The 21,163-nt window shown below is 70.9% G+C and carries 20 protein-coding genes and 1 pseudogene; 6 read left to right on the top strand and 15 right to left on the bottom strand.

Translation table 11 applies throughout. The features are described from left to right. Positions 1–4: 4 nt before the first annotated feature. A complete protein-coding gene (locus ACIQF0_RS37175; RefSeq protein ID WP_401037725.1) occupies positions 5–562 on the bottom strand; it encodes a TetR family transcriptional regulator in 558 nt (185 codons plus the stop codon). 118 nt (positions 563–680) lie between these two features. Here ACIQF0_RS37175 and ACIQF0_RS37170 point away from each other — a divergent pair, with 118 nt between their 5' ends. From ACIQF0_RS37170 to ACIQF0_RS37155, 4 genes and pseudogenes are all read left to right on the top strand, one after another. Then, complete coding sequence (locus ACIQF0_RS37170) at positions 681–1,628, top strand: alpha/beta hydrolase (protein ID WP_401037723.1); 948 nt, start codon at positions 681–683, stop codon at positions 1,626–1,628. Continuing rightward, positions 1,612–3,120 carry an amidase gene (locus tag ACIQF0_RS37165; RefSeq protein WP_401037721.1) on the top strand — a complete coding sequence of 503 codons (1,509 nt, stop codon included), beginning with the start codon at positions 1,612–1,614 and terminating at the stop codon, positions 3,118–3,120. Before ACIQF0_RS37170 ends, ACIQF0_RS37165 begins: the two co-directional genes overlap by 17 nt. Then, complete coding sequence (locus ACIQF0_RS37160) at positions 3,117–4,061, top strand: amidohydrolase family protein (RefSeq protein ID WP_401037718.1); 945 nt, start codon at positions 3,117–3,119, stop codon at positions 4,059–4,061. The genes ACIQF0_RS37165 and ACIQF0_RS37160 overlap by 4 nt, the downstream gene beginning before the upstream one ends. 1 nt (position 4,062) lies before the next feature. After that, positions 4,063–4,188: pseudogene (locus ACIQF0_RS37155) on the top strand (SDR family oxidoreductase); the annotation flags it as partial. A 134-nt stretch (positions 4,189–4,322) separates the two neighbouring features. Here the strand turns inward: ACIQF0_RS37155 and ACIQF0_RS37150 are convergent. The 7 genes from ACIQF0_RS37150 to ACIQF0_RS37120 form a co-directional block, all read right to left on the bottom strand. Next, entirely contained in the window at positions 4,323–5,777 is a 1,455-nt protein-coding gene (locus ACIQF0_RS37150; protein ID WP_401037715.1) for a sensor histidine kinase, read from the bottom strand. Then, entirely contained in the window at positions 5,774–6,466 is a 693-nt protein-coding gene (locus tag ACIQF0_RS37145) for a response regulator transcription factor (RefSeq protein ID WP_401038550.1), read from the bottom strand. The genes ACIQF0_RS37150 and ACIQF0_RS37145 overlap by 4 nt, the downstream gene beginning before the upstream one ends. After that, complete coding sequence (locus ACIQF0_RS37140; RefSeq protein WP_401037712.1) at positions 6,463–7,569, bottom strand: hypothetical protein; 1,107 nt, start codon at positions 7,567–7,569, stop codon at positions 6,463–6,465. The genes ACIQF0_RS37145 and ACIQF0_RS37140 overlap by 4 nt, the downstream gene beginning before the upstream one ends. Beyond that, positions 7,569–8,342, bottom strand: a complete 774-nt coding sequence (locus ACIQF0_RS37135) for an ABC transporter permease subunit (protein ID WP_401037710.1) — start codon at positions 8,340–8,342, stop codon at positions 7,569–7,571. The genes ACIQF0_RS37140 and ACIQF0_RS37135 overlap by 1 nt, the downstream gene beginning before the upstream one ends. Then, on the bottom strand, positions 8,339–9,244 hold the full coding sequence (locus ACIQF0_RS37130) for an ABC transporter ATP-binding protein (RefSeq protein ID WP_401038547.1): 906 nt from the start codon (positions 9,242–9,244) through the stop codon (positions 8,339–8,341). Before ACIQF0_RS37130 ends, ACIQF0_RS37135 begins: the two co-directional genes overlap by 4 nt. A gap of 125 nt (positions 9,245–9,369) precedes the next feature. Further along, positions 9,370–9,525 carry a hypothetical protein gene (locus tag ACIQF0_RS37125; RefSeq protein ID WP_401037708.1) on the bottom strand — a complete coding sequence of 52 codons (156 nt, stop codon included), beginning with the start codon at positions 9,523–9,525 and terminating at the stop codon, positions 9,370–9,372. Positions 9,526–9,954: 429 nt separating this feature from the next. Further along, positions 9,955–10,698 (bottom strand): AAA family ATPase, encoded by a 744-nt coding sequence (locus ACIQF0_RS37120; RefSeq protein WP_401037706.1) that lies wholly within the window; start codon positions 10,696–10,698, stop codon positions 9,955–9,957. A 1,054-nt stretch (positions 10,699–11,752) separates the two neighbouring features. Here ACIQF0_RS37120 and ACIQF0_RS37115 point away from each other — a divergent pair. Next, positions 11,753–12,484, top strand: coding sequence for a methyltransferase domain-containing protein (locus ACIQF0_RS37115; RefSeq protein ID WP_401037704.1), 732 nt, complete (start codon positions 11,753–11,755; stop codon positions 12,482–12,484). Between the two features lie 45 nt (positions 12,485–12,529). Further along, entirely contained in the window at positions 12,530–14,602 is a 2,073-nt protein-coding gene (locus ACIQF0_RS37110) for a PhoX family protein (RefSeq protein ID WP_401037701.1), read from the top strand. Between the two features lie 42 nt (positions 14,603–14,644). On the opposite strand, the gene ACIQF0_RS37105 is transcribed toward ACIQF0_RS37110, so the two are convergent. From ACIQF0_RS37105 to ACIQF0_RS37075, 7 genes are all read right to left on the bottom strand, one after another. After that, positions 14,645–15,181, bottom strand: coding sequence for a GrpB family protein (locus tag ACIQF0_RS37105; protein WP_401037698.1), 537 nt, complete (start codon positions 15,179–15,181; stop codon positions 14,645–14,647). Positions 15,182–15,251: 70 nt separating this feature from the next. Continuing rightward, on the bottom strand, positions 15,252–16,055 hold the full coding sequence (locus ACIQF0_RS37100; protein WP_401037696.1) for an ABC transporter permease: 804 nt from the start codon (positions 16,053–16,055) through the stop codon (positions 15,252–15,254). 10 nt (positions 16,056–16,065) lie between these two features. Continuing rightward, on the bottom strand, positions 16,066–16,833 hold the full coding sequence (locus ACIQF0_RS37095) for an ABC transporter permease (protein ID WP_401037693.1): 768 nt from the start codon (positions 16,831–16,833) through the stop codon (positions 16,066–16,068). Continuing rightward, complete coding sequence (locus ACIQF0_RS37090) at positions 16,830–17,780, bottom strand: ABC transporter ATP-binding protein (RefSeq protein WP_401037691.1); 951 nt, start codon at positions 17,778–17,780, stop codon at positions 16,830–16,832. The genes ACIQF0_RS37095 and ACIQF0_RS37090 overlap by 4 nt, the downstream gene beginning before the upstream one ends. Further along, positions 17,777–18,853 carry a hypothetical protein gene (locus ACIQF0_RS37085; protein ID WP_401037689.1) on the bottom strand — a complete coding sequence of 359 codons (1,077 nt, stop codon included), beginning with the start codon at positions 18,851–18,853 and terminating at the stop codon, positions 17,777–17,779. The genes ACIQF0_RS37090 and ACIQF0_RS37085 overlap by 4 nt, the downstream gene beginning before the upstream one ends. Continuing rightward, positions 18,850–19,638: a hypothetical protein gene (locus tag ACIQF0_RS37080; protein ID WP_401037687.1), complete on the bottom strand. Its 789-nt coding sequence runs from the start codon at positions 19,636–19,638 to the stop codon at positions 18,850–18,852. The genes ACIQF0_RS37085 and ACIQF0_RS37080 overlap by 4 nt, the downstream gene beginning before the upstream one ends. Then, positions 19,635–20,825 (bottom strand): M16 family metallopeptidase, encoded by a 1,191-nt coding sequence (locus ACIQF0_RS37075; RefSeq protein ID WP_401037685.1) that lies wholly within the window; start codon positions 20,823–20,825, stop codon positions 19,635–19,637. The genes ACIQF0_RS37080 and ACIQF0_RS37075 overlap by 4 nt, the downstream gene beginning before the upstream one ends. Between the last annotated feature and the right edge of the window lie 338 nt (positions 20,826–21,163).

The following is a 21,163-nucleotide window of genomic DNA, read 5'->3' as shown; positions in this document are numbered from 1 at the left end:
ACGGCTAACGCTCCGCCTGCGGTTTCTCGTCGACCTCCGTGAACACCCAGTCCAGTCCGACTGCCGTCACGGTATCGCCGAGCAGGTCGGCGAGTTCTCCCGCTTCCTCGTCGGTAACCCATCGAGTGAACGCGGCACGGAACACCGCCATGGCCACCTCGGCGTTCGCGGCCGCCGAGAGCCCATCGACGCCCCACTCCGTCAGCGTCTCGGTCAGGCTCCGCGTCCAGTGCTGCAGCTTCCACAGCTCCCGCTCGGCCAGCTCCTGAACCGAGCTCACGAGGGCCGCCCGCTGCACGAGCATCTCCCGCCGCGGTTGCATGTCCGCGGCCACCGCGCGCAGGGCCCGCGGAAGCGCCTCGGCCACGACCCGGGATCCGGCGCTCAGCGCGTCCAGGAGCAGGCGCTCCAGCCGCTGCCCGTCGTCGAAGAGCACTTCGCGCTTGTCCGGGAAGTACCGGAAGAACGTCCGCTCGGTGACATCGGCGCGCGCGGCTATCGCCGCGGCGGTCGTGGCCGCGTACCCGTCACGGGTGAACAGCTCGAGCGCCGCCTGCTGCATCCGAGGGAGGCTGTCGGGTCGCCGTTGAGGCATACCTCACCCTAGCAATCGTTGTCAGTCACTGACAACAGGCCTACGGTTGCCGTTGTCAGTCACTGACAACCTTGGAGGAGTGACCATGCCACGGCCCGAAGTCGCAGCTCTTCTGTCGTACCTGGAGTCGAGGGCCACCGGCCCTGGCGGACCGCCGACGCCGCAGGAGATGCGCACCCAGATGATCGCCTCCACCGCGGCGGGCGACCTGCCCGTCGGCGAGATCGCCGTCGAGCAGACCCTCGCGATCCCGACCCGCGCCGGCACCGTGCCGGCGCTTCTGCTCGACACGCGCACCGAGCGGGGTGAGGGTCCTGTGGTGGTCTGGTACCACGGCGGTGGGTTCGTGACCGGCGGGCTCGAGACCCATCGCGGGTTCGCCGCCGAGGTCGCCCGGCAGCTCGATCTCCCGGTGGTGCTCGTCGGCTACCGCCTCGCCCCCGAGCACCCCTTCCCCGCCGCTGTCGAGGACGCCGAGGACGCAGCCCGCTGGGTCGCCTCCCGCCCGGCCGACCTCGGCCGTACCGCCGATGCCCTGGTGCTGGGCGGCGACAGCGCCGGCGGAACGCTCACCATCGTCACGACGATGGCATTGCGGGACCGGTCCGCCGAGGTACCGGTCCGGGCGCAGTTCGCCATTTACCCCGCCACCGACCTCACCCGCCGCTACCCGTCGCAGGACGAGTTCGCGACCGGCCGGCTGCTCGACGAGGAGAGCCGCCGCTTCTACTACGCGCAGTACGAACCCGACATCGACGACTGGCGTGCCTCCCCGCTGCTGGGCAGCCTCACCGGCCTGCCGCCCGCGGTGATCCTGACCGCCGGTGAGGACCCGGTCCGCGACGAAGGGCGCGCCTACGCCGCCGCACTCGTCACCGCTGGTGTCCCCACCACGTTCCTCGAGGCCGCCGGACACATCCACGCCTTCGTCCTGATGCGCAAGGCCGTCCCCTCCACCCAGGACGACCTCCGCCAGGCCTTCGCCGCGCTGACCACGACCCTGGAAGGACCCGGCCGTGCTCGACCCCTGTGAGGACTCCATCACCGGCCTGCGCGCCCGCTACCGGTCGGGAGAGGTCTCCGTCCACGAGGTCGTCGCTCGTCACCTCGACCGCATCGAGGCGTTGGACGGCACCCTCAACGCCGTCGTGACCCTCAACCCGCACGCCCTGAGCGAGGCCGCCGCGCTGGACGCGAGCCGATCGGAGGTGGGACCGTTGCACGGCATCCCGGTCGTCGTGAAGGACAACATCGCGACCGCCGGTATCGCGACGGCGGTCGGGTCGGTCGCGCTCTGCAAGCACGTGCCGGACACCGACGCCACCGTGGTGACGGTGCTGCGGCGGTCGGGCGCGATCATCCTCGGCAAGACGGCCATGCCCGACTTCGCGGTCTCCTGGCACGGGCACTCGTCCCGCTCGGGGTACACCCGCAACCCTTACGACGTCTCACGCGACCCCGGCGGATCCAGCAGCGGCACCGCCGCCGCGGTAGCGGCGAACCTCGCCGCCGCCGGTATCGGCACCGACACCGGCGGCTCGATCCGGGTCCCCGCCTCCTTCTGCGGCCTCGTGGGCATCCGGCCCACCGTCGGCGCGGTCAGCCGGCACGGCATCGTCAGCCTGGTCCGGGAGCAGGACACCCCCGGCCCGCTGGCCCGGTCCGTGGCGGACGCGGCCGCCCTGCTCGACGTCATGACCGCCTGGGATCCACACGATCCCTCCACCGCCGGGCCTGCGCACGCCCGTCGAGGATCGGCGGCCGCCGCGCTGGTCCCAGGCGCCTTGTCCAGTGCCAGGATCGGCGTGGTTCGCGCATTGTGCGCCACCGGCCCGGCGGATGACCCGGCGGTCGCCGACGTCATCGAGCAGGCTCTTGCGGCAATGCGCGCCCGTGGTGCGGAGCTGGTCGACATCGACCTCCCCGGCCTCGGTGCCCTGCTGCGCGGCACCTTCCACTACCCCCGGCAGTCCCGCCGCGACATCAACCGCTCGCTGGCGCTGGCGGGCACCGCGATCCGGGACGTCGCCGACATCGTCGCGTCCGGGCAGTTCTTGCCCGCTCTCGCACTGCTCCCCGTGATCGCGGCTGGACCCGAAGATCCGTCCACGGACCCGGGACACGGCGCCGCCTGGGAGCTGCGGACCCGGCTGCAGCACGTCGTGGCCGCGGCCTTCGCCGAGCACCGGCTCTCCGCGCTGGCCTACCCGACGGTCCGCATCGCGGCTCCCCGCTGGGCGAACGTCGACAACGGCGTCTTCGAGGACGGTGCGCTCGACACCTGGACCTCCGACGAATCCACGTTTCCCACCAACACGCTGATCGCCGCCCAAGCGGCGTTCCCGGCGATCACCCTGCCCGCCGGGCAGACCTCCGGCGGACTGCCGGTCGGGCTGGAACTCCTCGGCCTCCCCCACGACGACACCCGGCTGATCGCGTTGGCCTTCGACACCGAGCGGGCTCTCCCGCCGCGCCCGATCCCCGGACTCGTCCTCTCCAGCATCAACCGGGAGACAACCTCGTGAACACGCTTCTACTGGACGTCCACGCCCACTTCACACCGCCGCGCAGCGTCGAGACCGACCGGGCACTGTGGGAGGCAGGCCGACGCGAGCACTTCCTGCTCCCCGAGCCGTTCACGTGGCGACTCGACGAGACCCTCGCGGTGATGGACGAGACCGGAACGGCGATGCAGCTGCTCAGCAAGATCCCCACCGAGCACGGCACGCTCCGCGACTCCAACGACTACGGCGCCGAGATCGTCGGCGAGCACCCCTCGCGGTTCGGTCTGCTCGCGGCTCTGCCGACCGACGACCCCGACCGCGCTCGGCAGGAGATCCGACGCCACGGCACCGCAGACGGCTGGGCCGTCACCACCGTCTACAACCGGCACTCTCTCGCCGATCCCGCACTCGACCCGGTTTGGCAGGAGCTCGACGACCGGCGCGCCGTCGTCTTCGTCCACCCCAACGCCTACGCGCCTGCCTCGGCCGGTCTGCCCGCCCCACTGGCCGAGGTCACGTTCGACACCGGCCGGACGGTCGTGGCGATGCTCTACGCAGGAGTGTTCACCCGGTTCCCGAACATCACCTTCGTGATCGCGCACGCCGGCGGCACCCTGCCCGTGCTCGCCGGTCGGCTCGCCCTGCTGGGCGCCGAGGCGTGGGTGCCCAACCCGCGGGATCTCAGCCGCGACGACATCGCGGCCACCCTGCGCCGACTCTGGGTCGACACTGCCGCCTCGGCGAGCACCCAACAACTGGCGGCCGCGGCCGCAACCGTCGGTGACGGCCACATCGTCTACGGATCCGACTGGGGCGTGCCGTGCACCACCGCGCACTCGCTGGTGCGCAACATCGAGGGGCTGCAGACCACCACGGCGCTCTCGCCGGTCGCCAGGACGAGGGTGCGGAACCGCGCCCGCGAGCTCTTCCCCGACGCAGTCCGGCGCACCCGGCCAAGGTGAGACCCCGATGCGGTGCGCCGACAGCCCTGCGGAGATCGCCGGCGCGATGTTGTTCCTCGCCTCTGACAAGTCTTCGTTCGTCACCGGAGCCGAACTCGTCGTGGACGGTGGGCTCACCGGTCACTGAGAGCCTGGCGTTCGCGCATCACCGCCAAGGCCTTCGCTTCTCCAGCTCCGCCGAAACGTGAGGGGGTTCGTGCCGGCAGCCGCGAACCCCCTCACCACATCAGGCAAACGGCTCACAACTCCTCCGATACGGCTTCACCTCTGGTCGAGCAGCGGCAGGGCGAGGCGGAAACAGGCGCCCTCGCCCAGCGCCGTGTCGAGCTCGACGTCACCGCCGTGCGCACGGGCCAGTGCGCGGGCGATGGCCAGCCCGAGACCCGCGTTGGCGCCGCTCGCACGGGTTCGCGAGTGGTCGGCGCGGTAGAAGCGGTCGAAGACGCGGGCCGCGTGGTGCGCGGCCAGACCGGGGCCGCGGTCCGCCACCTCGAGCACCGCGCGGCCGTCCACAGTGCCCACGCCGATGCGCACCGGGGTGCCCGGTGGGGTGTAGGTGGTGGCGTTGCCGATCAGGTTGGTGACCACCTGGCGAAGGTTGTCCTCGTCAGCGTGGACGGGTGCGGGGCCCGGCGGGCCGGTGCCAGCGGGTCCGGTGAGCTCGACCGGGCGGGACGGGTCCAGGTCGCGCAGGTCGTGCCGGGCGTCGTTGGCCAGGGTGCGCAGGTCCATCGGGGTGAGGTCGAGCTGGGCCTGCGGCGCCTCGTCCAGCTTCGCGAGCAGCAGCAGGTCCTCGGTGAGGCGGGTGAGTCTGGTGGCCTCGCGGTCGATGCGGTGCATCGCCTCGTCCACGTCGGCGCGCTCGGGCATCGCGCCCATCCGGTAAAGCTCGGTCGAGCCCTTGATGCCGAACAGCGGGGTGCGCAGCTCGTGGCTGACGTCCGAGAGGAACGTGCGCATGCGCGCCTCGGACGCGGTCCGGTCGGCGAAGGCGCGTTCGAGCTGCCCGAGCATGGTGTTGAGCGAGGTCGCCAGGTGCCCGACCTCCGTGGCCGGCGCGGCCAGGACGGGCACACGACGGGTGAGGTCGCCGTCGGCGATGGCGGCCGCGGTGTGTTCGATCCGCCGCAACGGCCGCAGGCCGCGGTCCAGGGCGAACCAGCCGAGCGCCGTCAGCAGCAGGAGCAGTACCCCGCCGCTGACCAGGCTCGTCGTCCGGAGCCGGGCGGTCGTCGCGTCGGCTTCGGCCAGTGAGGCCGCGACGACGACCGTGCCGTCCCAGCCGGTGGTCGGTCGTGCGGACGCGCGCCAGCGGCCGGTGCCGTCGGCGGCGGGCAGTTCGACGGGGTCGCCCGCGGCGGGCACTGTGCGCAGGTCGGCGGGGCCCGGCAGCGAGGCGTCGTCCAGTCGCGGGGAACGCAGGCCGCCCACCACCTCGCCGTCCGCGTCCAGGTACACGAGGTAGGGCCCGCCGATCAGGCGCAGGGCGGGGTCGAGCAGGTCGGGGCGGTTCGCTGTCGCGGGCGGACCGGCGGCGGGCGCGCGGGACAGGATCTCGCCGAGCGAGCGCAGCTGGGCGTCGACCCGGTCCAGCTGGTAGCGCTCCACCTGGTCGGACACGACCGCGCCGACCAGGCCCAGCCCGGCGAGGAGCAGGCCGGCGGTGAGCAGCAGCAGTCTGGTTCGCAACGACAGTCCGCCGAGCGGACGTCTCATCGGGCGGGTCCCCTCAGCACGTAGCCGACACCGTGCACGGTGTGGATCAGCCTCTGGTCCTCGACGTCCACCTTGCGCCGCAGGTACGAGATGTAGGTGTCCACGATGCCGGCGTCACCGCCGAAGTCGTAGCGCCACACCCGGTCGAGGATCTGCGCCTTGGACACCACCCGTCCCGCGTTCTCCATCAGGTAGCGCAGCAGCCGGAACTCGGTGGGCGAGAGGCGGACGGGCTCCCCGGCCTTGGTCACCCGGTGCCCCTCGACGTCGAGCGAGAGCGCTCCCGCGATCAGCACGTCCTCCCGGTGGCCGGCGGTGCGGCGCAGGATCGCGCGGATCCGGGCGATCAGCTCCTCCAGGTCGAACGGCTTCGTCACGTAGTCGTCGGCGCCGAGCGACAGGCCGGTGACCTTGTCCGCCTTGCGGTCCCTGGCGGTGAGGAACAGGACCGGCACTGGCCCGCGGCGCCCCTCCGCCCGCTGTTCCCGCAGCCGCCGAACCACCTCGAACCCGTCGACGTCGGGCAGCATCACGTCGAGCAGCACGAGGTCGGGCGGGTCCTCGGTGGCTGCGGCGACGGCTTCGGCGCCGGTCGCCGCGGACGTCACCTGGAACCCGGCGAAGCGCAGCGTCGCGGAGAGCAGCTCGCGCACCGTGGCTTCGTCGTCCACCACGAGCAGTGTCGTCATCCGACCCGGTTGTTCCACGCGGGCGACCCTACGGACACCAACCTGAGAACCCCGTCGGCGAGCAGGACTGCCACGGCGCCGGCGGCACTTCCCGACACCAACGCGGCCAACGGGTTCACCGCCGCCGACACGTCGAGCACCGGCACCGAGAACCCGAACGCGTCGACCCCCAGCCGCACCGAGACGCGGGACAGCCAAGCCAGGACTCCCAGCGCCACACCGGTTCCCGCACCCGCCAGCGCGGCGCGGCGCCACGGCCGGTCGGACCGGCCGGCGGACAACGCGACGACGACACCCGCCACGACCACAGCGGCCCAGACCAGCAGCCCGCCCGGCGCAGCCGGCGCGGCACCGTCGAGGACGCACGCGAGCGCACCGTCCGTGCTGACCGTCCACGGCACCAAGGCCACCAGCACGAGAGGGAAGAGGAGCAGCACACCGCCCGCCGCGGCCGGACCGCCGAGCAACGCCGCGAGAAGCACGCCCACCACGACCAACCCCAAAGCCGTCCACAGTGGACCGATTCGGGTGATCCGGAACCGCACCGCCAACCAGCACAGGCCGATCACGGCGAGTCCCCAGCACGCCGCCCCGGCCGCCACCGGCCACGCCGACACGGAGAAGTCCGCACCGAGTGCGCCCACGGCCCGGCCGCGGCCGAGAAGTCCGTCGGCAGGCAGTCCGCAGACGCCGGAACCACCGCCCAGCGCACCACCGGGCGGTGCCACCCTCCCCCGCGCCCACAGCGCGACCGCCGCCGCACCGGCCGGAAAGGTCACGGCCGCGGCGGCGGAACCGACGAGCAGCCCGTCGCGGTGCCGCAGCAGCAACCACCCCAGCACCGCAGCGCCGACCAATGCGACTCCCGACGGCACCACGGCGAGACTGCCCCGCACGGACACCGGTAAGCCCTCCGCCGCAACGGCACTGACGTCGGCCGAACCCCCGAACGCGAGGGCGACCACGGCGGCGGTCATCCTGCCGACGTCCCCGGCCCGTCCGGCGTCGAGGAGCACCAACCCGGCAGCGGCGGCGCCCACCGACGCGGTGAGCGCCGCGGCCGCCGCCGTCACGCCCCGCACCACGTCCCGCAAGGTCGTCATCACACGTCCCGGCGCTGGAAGACGACGAACGCGACGGCCAGCACCGCGGCCACACCGACGCACATCCCGCCCAGGTTGAGCCACGGGTGCGGATAGGCGGGGTCCGCCACCGTCGCGAACACCGCGGCGGCGCCCTGCGACGGCCAGAAGTCGAGCAGGCCCTGGAACCACGCGGGGAAGAGGCCCGCGAACGCGGGTACCAGGAACACGATGCCCACGAGAGCGGTGATCGCGCCTGCCGTGGCGCGCAGGATCGTGCCGAGCCCGATCGCGAGCACCGCGATCGCCGCGAGGTAGAGGCCGCCGCCCACGACCGCGGAGAGCACACCGGGGCCGCCGAGCTCCGCGTGCGGGACGCCCTGTGCGGCCAGCAGCGCCTGCCCGAGCAGGAAGGTCGCGAACATCAGCGTCTGCCCCGCCACCACGGCGACGGCGGTGGCCACCAGGACCTTGGCGGCGAGCAGGCGGTTCCTGCGCGGCGTGACCGCGAGCGACGTCCGCAGCAGCCCGGTCGCGTACTCGGAGGTGACGACGAGAACGCCGAGCACGCCGATGATGAGCTGGGCGACCAGGTAGACGGTCAGGCTGCGTTGCGTCGGATCCCACGACGCCTGTTCGGCGGCGGTGTACTGCTCGCCGGCTCTGCCCATCGCGAGCGCCGTCATGCCGAGCCCGACCGCGACCAGGCAGACGAGCGTGTACCAGGTGGAACGGAGGCTGCGGAGCTTCACCCACTCCGCGTGCACCGCGTGACCGAACCGCACGAGGCTCATGCCGCCATCCCCTGGAACTCGACGCTGTCGCCGGTCAGTTCCATGAAGGCGTCCTCCAGCGAGGGCCGTTGCGGTGTGAGCTCGACGAGCACGGCGCCGTGGTAGGCGGCGAGCTTGCCGATCTCCTCGCTCGTCAGGCCGGCGACCACGAGCGACGGACCGGGCCCTTCGCGCACGGTGGCACCGGCCGCGGTGAGCTGGAGCGCGAAGCCGGCCTCCGCGGTGCGCACGAGCACGGTGCCCTCGCCGCGCCCGCGCAGGAACTCGGTGATGCTCGTGTCCGCGATGAGCCTGCCGCGGCCGATCACCACGAGGTGGTCGGCGGTCTGCGCCATCTCGCTCATCAGGTGGCTCGAGACCAGCACCGCGCGCCCCTCGGCGGCGAGAGAGCGCATGAAGTCGCGGATCCAGCGGATGCCCTCGGGGTCGAGGCCGTTCACCGGCTCGTCGAAGATCAGCACCCGCGGGTCGCCGAGCAGCGCCGCCGCGATGCCGAGCCGCTGGCGCATGCCGAGGGAGAACCCGCCCGCCCGCTTGTGCGCCACGCCCTCCAGGCCGGTCCTGGCGAGCACCTCGTCCACCCGGCGCCGCGGCAGGCCGCTGCCGGCGGCGAGGGCCAGCAGGTGGTCGCGGGCCTTCCGGCCACCGTGTACGGCCCCGGCGTCGAGCAGTGCGCCGACCTCGGTCAACGGCACGGGCAGGTCCCGGTAGCGGCGTCCGCCGACCAGGACCGAGCCACCGGTCGGCGCGGCCAGGCCGAGGATCATCCGCATGGTCGTGGACTTGCCGGCGCCGTTCGGGCCGAGGAACCCAGTCACCTGACCGGCCTCGACCGTGAACGACAGGTCGTCCACCACGGTGTCGAGGCCGTACCGCTTGGTCAGCCCCCGTACGTCGATCATCGTCATGGGACCGAGCCTGGCGAGCGGGTCCGACCGTTTTCTGGGAGTTCCTGTGAGAACCCGGAGAACCGCGCTCGTCCGGCGCGGTCAGGGCGGTGACTTCACAGGGAACCCCCAGATCCGGGTCAGGCGAAGGACAGCGCCGTGCGCACCCCGGCGACGTACTGCTCGGGACATTCCCACGCGGCGAAGTGCCCGCCGCTGCTCTGCTCCACCCAAGACCCGACGTCGAAGAAGCGCTCCGCGAACTCCCGGGGTGCGTTGACGTGTGGGGTGCCCAAACACGACCCGACGGGGCCTGACCTGCGGATCAAGCAGCTGCAGGTTCGTACTCGTTGATCAAGCCGCCGAGTACTCGCCGACGATGAACGTCGCTACAGCCTAATTCTGTGAGCGGGCCACCGGGCCGTAGTGGAGTGCACTAAAGCCGAGGGTCACGTTCGTTGGTCAGTAGTGTTCCGCAGATAGCCGACATCACGAATGACCAAAGATTGAAATACGCAGACTGGCCCTCTACGCTGGTTCCGAGCTATCAAATAGCGCATGAACACGCGAACTGCGCAAGCTTGCTACGCATGGGAACTCAAGTCCCCCCTCGGACACAAATTTTGTGGCAAAGTTGCCGCAAAATGCGGATGGTACTCAATTATTGAGCACCCATCCGCATTTTCGTGCTTTTCAGACGCCATCGTTCAGACGGTCGTGCACTGCTACTCGTCGGTGATGTGGCGCAGGTAGGCCTCGGGCGTGGCCATGTACCTGCGCCAGTGGTCGACCAGCGCCAAGTCCTCCCACTTCGACCGGCGGAAGCCCTGCTCCCCCACCTCGATGATGTCCGCACCCGGCGTGGACGCCAGAATCGGCGAGTGGGTCGCGCAGATGATCTGCGCACCCGACTTGCCGAGCTCGTACATCAGGTGCATCAGGCGAAGGCACGACTGGAAAGACAACGCCGCTTCCGGCTCGTCCATCAGGTAGAAGCCAGGTTCACGGAACATTGAGGCGAACACGGTGAGGAAGCCCTCGCCGTGGCTCATCTCGCTCGTGTCCTCGTCCCAGTAGCCGTTCATGCCGCTGACCGCGTTCATGAACCCGAACGCGGTCTCGGCCCGCAGGAAGTAGCCCTTGCGCCTGGTCCGCGGCCCGACGCGGTGCCGGGCACCGAGGGCGGTCGTGTCGAACCGCACCATCTCGCCCAGCTCCGACTTCGGCCTGTCGTTGACGTACTTCCGCCCAGCCCGTCCGCCCTGCGCGTCCAGCCCCCACGCCTCGGCGAACGCCTCGACGAGCGTGGACTTCCCGGAGCCGTTCTCGCCGACCAGGAAAGTGACCGGCCGCTCGAACGTCATCCCCTGTTCCGCGAGCTGAGCGACGCACGGCACATCCAACGGCCAGGCCCTTCGCACCCCTGCGGGGAGCAACTCGTCGGGGATGTACGCACGGCGCGCAAGCATGGGGCGAATCCTTCGATCAGCAGCAGTCCGATGCGCAGACTCCCGCGAGCGCGCAGATGCCCACAGCCCGACACGCCGAGCCGCACACCGCGTCTGGCGAATCGCCGTCCCGGGACACCCGTCCTGGGACCTGAACCACGGACTTGGTCCCGACGAGGGGTTGGATCAGGACGGGTGCCGCACCCGTCCCACCCTCGAAATCCGGGCATATATGCAGGCAAAAGGAAGATCTGCCTGTCCCGGTCACCTGTCCCGACGTTGCCGGTCGCAGGGCAGCCGGGACGGGTGTCACCGAGTGCGGGCTTCAGCGATTGCGCCTCGGAGATCGGCCGTCAGGTAACCACGGACGCGCCGTGCGCCCTGGTCCTCATGCACGTACTGACGCACGGACCGGCAGCCAAGACAACCCATTTCCTTTCCGAACGTCGTGGGCTCGACCTCCAGCGCCTCCACCAATTCGGCAGTGGGCACGAAATCACGCTCATCGAGACCATTCCCCAGATGCTCGACAATCGCTGCCAACGGCTCTGGAAGATCGATCTCGATTCGAGCCTGGCCTCCGATCGCTCCCTCGACAGCTACACGATAACTCGCCGGCGGCATGTCATGCCCGGCCGCACAGTGGCGGACCGTGCCGGCCGAGTCGGAGGACTTTCCGCACCTGGCCGACGCTCGATCAGGTCGTGCGCTAGCTCGCGGCGTCACCCAGGTCTGCCGGTTCGACCGGATGGCCACGGTCTGCTTCCGTCGTCGGGCCGCACAACGCGCAACGGTGTGGTGGAGAAGGCGAGCCACTCCGCGACTCAACGCTGGTGGCGCGGCTCCCGGAGTTCCGCGACCACGTCGGCAGCGCGTGCTGCCGTCGTCAAGGCCGGTTCCGCCGCGCGGAAATCCGTCGCCGTCCGCCGCGGTCCTCGCTTCCGCCGGTCTACAAAGACGGTGTCAGGAGAACACACCCACCTGTCGCCGTTCGTGCTGACGGGATCCGGCGCGCGCAGCTGGCGCCGACACCGCAGTCGTCATTCAACTTCAGCGATCACCGGGAGGCACGACAATGGTTCGCAATCGCGGGCTCGACAAGGGACAGCTGTACCTCGGTGATCTCCGCAGGCTCGTCTCCGGGGTGATCGAGCGCAGGGGACGGGCGCGCGTGCTGGAGGCGGGGTGCGGGCACGGGGTCGCGATGCTCGACCTCGCGGAGGAGTTCGGCTCGGCGCTCGAGATCACGGGCTTCAACCTGACCGCCGTGGACGGTGACGAGGAGCGACTGCGCGCGCTGGCCTCCGGGCGGGGAGTGGACCACCTGCCGCGGATCGTGTACTGCGACGCGTCGAAGCCACTGCCGTTCGACGACGGGTCGTTCGACGTGGTCTACAGCATGGCCTCGCTGTACCTCTATGACGACAAGCTGGCGTTTCTCGCTGAGTGCAACAGGATCCTCGCGGAGGACGGCGTGGCGAGGGTCAACCCGTCCCTGCACTTCCTCAACACCGAACTGCCGGAGCACCGGTACAACCACAGCTGGGAGATCTGGCAGGACGGCGAACTCCTGCCTCTGCCCGACTACCTCGACGGAGTCGACGGAGTCGAGTTCCACGGACCACGGCACGGGGAAGGCGTCGACCGGTCGTACATCGAGCTGCGCAAGCGTGACTCGCTCGACTTCGGGGCGCGGCTGATCTCGTCGATCGACACGAACTTCCTCTGGCACGACTGGGGCGGGGTGCTCAGCATCTACTCCACCCAGCAGAGCTTCGTGCCCAGGTACAAGCGCGCCACCGGGTGATCGGGCCCGGTCTTCCCTTCCGCCACGCGACTTCGGAGGTTTCGCATGTCCTCACCCATCGGCCGGGGCCGCCGGATGCTGCCCCTGGTCCCGGTCGGCCATCCGCTCGGACGGCAGGCGGTCACCTGCAAGTTCCGTTGCGGGGACGCCTGCTCGCACGAAGCGCCGAACAAGTCGGACAACCCGTACTTCGGCGACGTCGTGCACCAGGTCGCGAGCCGCCGAGGCGTGCTGAAGGCCGGTGCGGTCGTCGCGGCCGCCGGAGCGTTCGCGTTCTCCGGCACGGCCGCCGCCGCACCGCGCGGAACCCGGCCCAGCGCGGACCCGGCCGGCCTGCGCTTCGAACCGGTGGCGCCCAACACCCTTGACGAGATCGTCGTGCCGCGGGGGTTCCGCCAGGACGTCGTGATCCGGTGGGGCGACCCGGTGCTCGACGGCGCGCCGGAGTTCGACTTCGCCGCCCAGACGCCTCAGGCGCAGGCCATGCAGTTCGGCTACAACAACGACTACTGCGGCCTGGTCCCGGTGCCGGGCGCCTGGGACCGCTGGCTCATGGTGAGCAACCACGAGTACACGACCGAGCCCTCGATGTTCCTGGACTGGTCGGAGAAGAACGGCGCCACGAGACTCCAGGCGGAGATCGGCTGGGCCGCGCACGGGCTGTCGGTCGTGCAGGTCGAACTCGACCGCACCAGCGGCGGACTCGTCGTGTCGCGGGACCGGAAGCGCTACAACCGCCGCATCACGCTTACCACGCCGTTCGAGGTGCGCGGACCGGCCGCGGGCTCGAAGTACCTGAGGACCAACGCCGACCCGTCGGGCAGGAGGGTGCTCGGCACGCAGAACAACTGCTCGGGCGGTATGACGCCGTGGGGCACGATCCTGTCCGGCGAGGAGGCCCTGCAGCTGTGCTTCGCGAACGCCGACCAGATCACCGACGAGACGACCAGGACCCGGCTCGCGCGCTACGGCTTCGCCCCCGGCCCCACGACCCGCAGGTGGGAGGACCACGACGACCGATTCGACCTCGGCAAGGAACCCAACGAGGCCAACAGGTTCGGCTGGATCGTCGAGATCGACCCGCTCGACCCGTCATCGACGCCGGTCAAGCACACCGGGCTCGGCCGCATCAAGCACGAGGGCGCGAACGTCATCGTCGCCAAGGACGGCCGGGTGGCCGCGTACATGGGTGACGACGAGCGTTTCGAGTACATCTACAAGTTCGTCACCGACGGGCACTACCTCCCCGGCGACTCGAAGCGGGCACGTGAGCACAACAAGCGGCTGCTCGACTCCGGCACCCTCTACGTCGGCAGGTTCACCGGCAACAGCCCCGCCGCCGAGATCGACGGCACGGGAAAGCTGCCGAGCGACGGCGAGTTCGACGGCACCGGCGAGTGGCTCCCCCTCGCACACAACGACAGGTCGTTCGTCCCTGGCTTCACCGCGGAGGAGGTCTACGTCTTCACCCGGCTGGCCGCCGACGCGGCGGGCGCCACGAAGATGGACCGCCCCGAAGACGTCGAGCCCTCCCTTCACAACCGCCGCGTGTACGCCGCGCTCGCCAACAACAACCGCCGGGGCGTGACTCCCGGCAAGGAAGGCGCCACGGAAGTAGCGCCACGTCACAACAACCGGCACGGCCATGTCCTGGAGATCGAGGAAAGCCGATCCGACAACACCGCGACGACGTTCACCTGGCGGCTCATGCTGGTCTGCGGTGATCCGAACGCACCGGACACCTACTTCGCCGGGTACGACAAGTCGCAGGTCAGCCCGATCTCCTGCCCGGACAACGTCACGTTCGACTCACTCGGCAATCTGTGGATCACCAGTGACGGCAACGGTTTCCGGTGCAACGACGGGCTGTTCGCGGTGCCGGTCGAGGGCGAGCACCGCGGCCACGTGAAACAGTTCCTCACCGTGCCGGCGGGCGGGGAACCGTGCGGGCCGGTCGTCACCGACGACTTCGTCCTCGTGTCCGTCCAGCACCCCGGCGAGATCGACGGGTCGACGGCGGCCAACCCGTTCTCACACTGGCCGGACGGCGGCTCGTCGCAGCCTCGACCGGCCGTCGCCGTGGTGTGGCGCGAGGACCGCGGCCGGATCTGCGGCTGAGCGGACGACGAGGTGAAAGGCCCGGCCACGCTGGCCGGGCCTTCACGCGTCACTGGGGCCGGGTTCCCAGCCGATCCGTTGCGCCCAGGCATCCGCACGGGCGACGAGCGTCCAGACGAACGGCTGTTTCTCCTCGGCGTACAGCTGCGGCACGTCGGCGCACCGATCGGCGATTTCGCGTTTCACGGCCTCGTACTCACGCACGGACGCGTCGTCCTCGCGCAGGAAGTCCCGCATCAGCAACGGAAGCTGTTCGGAGAAGCTGCCGGCCCTGCGCACGTGCACGTGGACCCGCGGCGTGCCGTCCTGTTCGCGGAAGTAGCGCTTCGTCAGCTCAGGGTTGTCCGCCCGGAACCGCAGTCCCAGCCGTTCCAGCGGATCTCGGTAGAGCGCGAGCGGGTGGAACGAGGCCACCGACACCTGCACGTCCAGGTAGGGCTTCGCGGCCAGGCCGGGCACGGCGGTGGAGCCGATGTGGTCGATGCGCACCGCCACCGGGCCGAGCGCTGTGCGCAACGCGCCGCCCTGCCGGGTGAACCAGTCCCGCCAGCCGGGGTCGTGGTCAACGATCTCGATCATCAGGTCACCCTGCCAGGACGTCGTCCCGCGACCGGTTCGGCGCGCGGGACGACATCGTGACCGCCGGGGATCAGACCGTGAAGTCGAAGGAGTCGTTGCGTCGCGCGCGCTCTTCGAGCACCGCGAACGCGACCAGCGCGGCGACGAGCCATCCCGCGCCGCACAGGACGGCGATACCGGCCTGACCGAGCGCCGTCGTGGCGGGAGCACCGGCATCGACCGCGCGAACGGCCGCGAGCGTGTGCGTCAGCGGCAGCGCCTGGGCCACCCCGCGCACCCAGCCCGGCCAGTACCCGACCGGCACCACCACCCCGCAGATCGCCATCATCAGCAGGTACGCCGAGTTCGACACGATGTTGCGCGCCCCGGCGGCGGTCAGCACGAACGGCGACAGGAACAGTCCCACTGCATAGGTCGACACCGTCGTGAGCAGAACGAGCCCGACCAGTGCCGGAACCTGCGCCACCGTCCAGTGCACACCGAAGAAGGGCGACAGCACGAACAACGACACCAGCGCGGTGAGCGACCCGCTGATCGGCCACTGGAGGCTGCGGCCGAAGAACACCCAGCCCATGCGCGCGGGCGCCGCGCTCAGCAACGGCAGAGTGCCCTCCGCGCGTTCCCATGAGCTCGACGCGACGACGCTCATGGTCTCGACGACGCAGACCATGATCGCGTTGCCGATCACCAGGTAGCGGATCCGCGCCGGGTCGTCGAGCAGCACGCCGATGAAGGCGCAGAACGTCACCTGGGCGAGCATGCGGCCGAGCCAGCCGAACCCCCAGGTCCACCAGGTGTACGTGGCGCGGAAATCGGCCCAGGCGTTGGCCGCGCTGTACCGGATCACGCCGAACGTGTGGGCGACAGAGGTCATCCGGGCCTCCTCAGGACCGAGCCAGCGTTCCGGTGTACCGGACCCTGCGCAGGATCCGGCCGATCATCACGACGCCGACGGCGCACCCGGCCGCCCCCAGCCCGGCGATGGCGCCGAGCCGCGGCACCAGGTCGGTCACGGGCTGGGGCGCCAGCGCCGCGCGCAGCAGGTCGGCGCTCCACGACAGGAACACGAGCCGGCTGAGCGGTTGCAGCCACTCCGGCAGGTAGCTGACCGGCACGAGGACCCCGCCGAGGAGGTAGATGGGATACGTCAGCGTGTTCTGCAGCGTGCGCGCGGTCGGCACCAGCACGTGCAGGCCCGCCATGGCGCTCGCCGTGCCCGCCATCGCCAGTGCCGACACCAGCAGGCAGGACACCAGCGCCACCGGGTGTTCGATCACGATCACGGTGTCGAACAACAGCAACGCGACCACCCACGACTCGGCGAAGCTGACCAGGCTGATCATCGTGACCGTGGTGATCCTCGCGATCACGACCACGGCGAACGAGGCCGGCGTGGCGACCATCGCCTCCAGCGTTCCGCGCGAGCGTTCCCGTCTGATCAGGTCGCCCGCGGTCAGCAGCGCGAGCGACCACAGCGACATCAGCACCGGGGCCAGCACCGCGTACGGCGCGAGGTCGGAGCGGTCCGCGTGGTCGCTGATCGCGAGGAACACCACGGTGTAGAGCGGCGCGACGACGAGCACGTGCACGGTGTCCGGCGCCCGGCTCGCGAGCACGGCCTGGAACCGGGCGACACTCCAGAACAGTCTCATTTGGACACCAGCATCCCGCGGTCGCCGATCACGTGGAGGTAGACCTCCTCCAGGCTGGGCCGCACGGTGCGCACGCTCGTCACCCCGGCACCGACCAGACAGGTCAGCACCTCCCGGGTGCCTTCGGCGGACGTGGTGTCGACCTCGACCCGCTCGGGGGCAAGGGAGCGGACCGAGGCCACACCCGGCATGGGCCGGATGCGCGCGACCACGTCCGGCGGCACCCCGTCCGCCTCGATCCGTTCCACAGTGGACAGACTGGCGGCCAGGCGTTGTGGCGTGTCGGTCGCGAGCAGCGTGCCGTTGTCGATGAGCGTGACCTGGTCGCAGACCGCCTCGGCCTCCGCCATGTCGTGCGTCGTCAGCAGGATGGTCCTGCCCTCCGTCCGCAGTTCCCCGATCAGCACGCGGAAGTCGCGCGCCGCCACCGGATCCATGCCGGAGGTCGGCTCGTCGAGGATCAGCACGCCGGGATCGCTCACGAGGCCGCGGGCGAGGTGCAGGCGCTGCTTCATCCCGCGCGAGAAGTCGTCGACGCGATCGTTCGCCCGGTCGGTGAGACCGACGCGGTCGAGCAGTTCGTCCACCCGGCGGGCGAGCGCGCGGCCGTGCAACCCGTAGAGCGCGCCCCACAACCGGAGGTTCTGCTTCGGGTCGAGCCGCCCGTACAGGCCGCGGTCGCCGCCGAAGACGACGCCGATCAGCCGTTTGACGGCGAGCGTCTCCCGTGCCACGTCGTGGCCGAGCACGCGCACCTCACCGGCGCTCGGCAGCAGCACGGTGGAGAGGATCTTGCACAGCGTGGTCTTCCCGGCCCCGTTGGGACCGAGCAGGCCACGCACCTCACCCGTGCCGACGGCCAGGTCGACCGAGCCGAGTGCGACGACCTCTCCGCCACGCCCCTCGAACACCCTGCGCAGCGCCTGAGTCTCGACGGCGACGTTCACCGCTCCTCCTCGTCCAGCGAGTCCAGTTCCCGCAACGCCGCCTCGTGGTCCTCCGGGGACACGACCTCGGTCGCCACCATCAGGAAGTCGCCCACGGGCGTGCGGAGCAGGTGCAGGCCGTTCGCGCGGTGCAGGTGGCTCACCGGCCAGTCCCGCCGCGCCTCACGCAGGGGCAGGCCGTACACCGGCAGTCCGGCCTCGAGCCGGGCTTCGACGACCGGGAGCACGTCGGGCGTCGCCGCGGACCGCCGCCGTTCCTCGGCCGCGGCGGGCTCGCGCAGCGCCTCGGCGCCCTGCGCGAGCCCAGGCGAGTCGTGGACGGCGAGCGCGGCCGTCAGCAGCTCCAGCAGTTCCGGGGCGCGCTGGTACTCGGCGGCGGTGGCCGCGATCTCGGCAGGCCCCGGCGGGTGGTCGTCGAACATCAACAGCGTGTCCAGAACGTCCCTGACGCCGAACTCGCGCTGGAACCGCTCCTCAGCCAGGCACACCAGTGCCGCCAGTGGGCCGTCGTCCGGCAACGTCGTCCTGGGCTTCACCCGGCGGTAGTCGCCGACGAGCGCGAGCGTGCTGATCTCGGCACGGAAGTCCCGGTCCAGCAGCGGGTCCTCCGACTCCCACGACAGGGCGAGCACCAGGTGCGCCCGGCCGTCGAGGCAGAGCACCGAGACGTCGGCCGACGTGATCTCGGCACGGTCGCACACCACGCGCGCGGCCTTCCACAGCGAGACTTCGTCCGGCACGAGCAGGTCGACGTCGTTGCCGGCGCGGACCAGGCCGGGCGGATAGAAGCGGGCGATGGAGGATCCCTTGAGCATCCGCGCCGGCGTGACGGCGCTGATCGCCTCGTGCAGCGACGCGTACCGGGCGGCGCGGGAACGGGCACGACGCAGTTCGTCGGCGCTCCCGCTGCCGATCGGCATCTCGCCGCGCGCGGCGACCGAGATCACGGTCTGCGAGAGCGGTGGCGCCGCGGAGCGGGCCGCGCGCAACACGGCGCGATCGGACTCGTACTCGCCGACACCGAGCAGGTCGCGCATCAACCCCAGGTCGAGGCGGTCCACGAAGGGTGTCATGACGACTCCCCCAGCGGTGCGTGCCAGAACCGGTGGGACGGCCTCCAGCCGAGCCTCGCCAGCGAGGCGAGGACGCGGTCGGCCTTGCCGGTCGAGACGTCGTGCACCACGTTGCCGTACAACGGCAGTCCCAGCGCCGTCGCGTGGTCGGCCGCCGCACGGCTCAGGGCGGTCGTGGCCTGACGGACGTCCACGACGGATTCGACGAGGCTGTCGACCAGCTCGACGAAGTCCTCGCCGGTCACCTCGTCCCGCGCCTCGCACAGCAGCGTGACGTGACCGGCGGGCACGTCCCCGTTCCAGACGAGCAGCGACACCCGATCCGGCTGGGACAGCAGGTTCTCGGCGACCGCGAGGGCGTCGGCGACGGGTTGACCGGTCTCCCGGCACGCCGCCTCGAAGGCCGTCACCAGCCAGTCGCGGATCAGCCCGTCGTGGCCGGCATCAGCCCTCGTCACGTCGAGGGCACCGGCGGGGTGGGCGTCGACGTCCAGCCGGATGTAGGTGATCTGCCTGCGCCACGGCTCGGGCAGCACGACGTCGGGGGCCAGGCGCAGCAGCGCGGCCGTCGCGCCGGGGTGCAGGCGGGCGAGCTCGGAGGTGAAGGCCGCCAGGAGATCTGCGTCCTCGGTCAGTGCCCGCTCGGAGTGCTCGACCAGCACCTGCCTGCGGCCCGTCAGCGGGTCGGTGTAGGAATCGGCCACATAGGACAGTCCGCGGAAGTCGCCCAGCAGGCCGGACTCCCTGGCCCAGGCGAGGTAGCCGGAGACGACGGGGGCGCTCATGACGCCTCCGGGCGCACGCTGACGCGCAGACCGTCCGCCACCCGTGCGGCGGCGGCGCGGACGTCGTCCGCGGTGACCGCGGCCAGGCGCGCGAGCTCGTCCGGCACCGACCAGGCGACGGTGCCCGCGTACCCGCGCGCGCCGATGAGGTTCGCGTACTCCAGCGGCACCTCGGCGTCGCACACCAGACTCATCGTGGCCTGCCTGCGTGCCGCGTCGAGGTCGTCCGGCGACGGCCCCGCGCCTGCGAGGCCGTCGAGCAGCTCGTGCACGACCTCGAGGAGCCTGCCCGCGTTGCCGGGATCGACGCCCGCGAGCAGGCGCCAGAGACCGGTGTCGCTGTAGCCGCGGTTCCAGGCCTGGAACGAGTACGCCAGCCCCTCCTCGCCGCGCAGCGCCCGGTAGAGCAGGGACGACGGGCTGGACCCCAGCAGCTTCGCGAGCACCGTGAAGGCGGGCTGGTCCGGATGACCCGCCGGAGGTGACGGCGCGCCCACGCAGACCCAGCACAGGCTTTCACCGGCGGGCCAGACCGGAGGGGCCGTCTGACGGACGGGGACCGGTGCCGCACGGGCGGTCAGACGGGTGCCCGGCGGCTCGCCGGGTGCCCCGGTGAGCGGCTTGGGCACGCGTGGTCCCACGACGACGAGCGTCATCGGGGCGGAGAGGAAGGACTCCGCGTGTTCGCGGCGCACGTCCTCAACGGTCACGGCACCGAGCTCCGCGGGAACGCCGCCCACGGGGCGGCCGAGTTCGTGGCCCGCGAACAGCTCCGCGGCGAAGCCGTCCTGCACGGCGTCGGCAGGGTCGGCCGCACCGGTCGCGAGCTCCTGGAGGACGACGGCCCGTTCCGCGTCGAGGTGGCCGGCGCCGATGTCCGGGGTCAGCACGGCCGTCAGCAGCAGTTCGGCGATCTCGTCGGCGTCGTCGGCGTGAACCTGCGCGTAGAACTGCATGAGCTCCGGGCCGGTCAGGGCGTTGGCGTGGCCGCCGAGCCGTTCGACGTGCTCGCACAACGAGGGCACGCCGCCCGCCGGCACCGACATCAACAGGTGTTCGAGCAAATGGGCGACACCGCCGAGACCGGGCGGGTCGTTGCGGGCCCCGTAACCGACCGTCAGGCTCAGACTGGTGGTCTGAAGCCTTTCGTCGACCACGGCGACCACCGGCACGCGGGGAGCCTCCACCGGGCTCCGTCCGGATACAACCATGGAAATCCCGCCTTCGTCGGAAGTGTGCTCGATCGGCGGCGCCGCGGAAAGGGAGTTCCCTTTCCGCGGCGGCGCGGTCAATCAGTTACCGCAGTTCAGACCTTGCGGGGCTGGATCTTGTCCAGGCGGGGGCGGAGCAGGGAGGCGTGGTTGCGAGTCATCTCGATACCTCTTTCTCGTGAGTGGCATTCCCGCTCTCAGCGGGTGGCCGGTTTTCGTACAGGACATTTCTATCAATCGGTTCCGCGATCTCCGAGCAAACCGGAGCGATATTCCGCACCTCGAAACCGGACTTGACACGGCGGGGTTTCCGG

The sequence above is a fragment of the Lentzea sp. NPDC092896 genome, assembly GCF_044754905.1.
Classification (GTDB): Bacteria; Actinomycetota; Actinomycetes; order Mycobacteriales; family Pseudonocardiaceae; genus Lentzea.
Note: the sequence above shows the minus strand (reverse complement) of the source record. Positions and strands in the feature narration are given on the sequence as shown.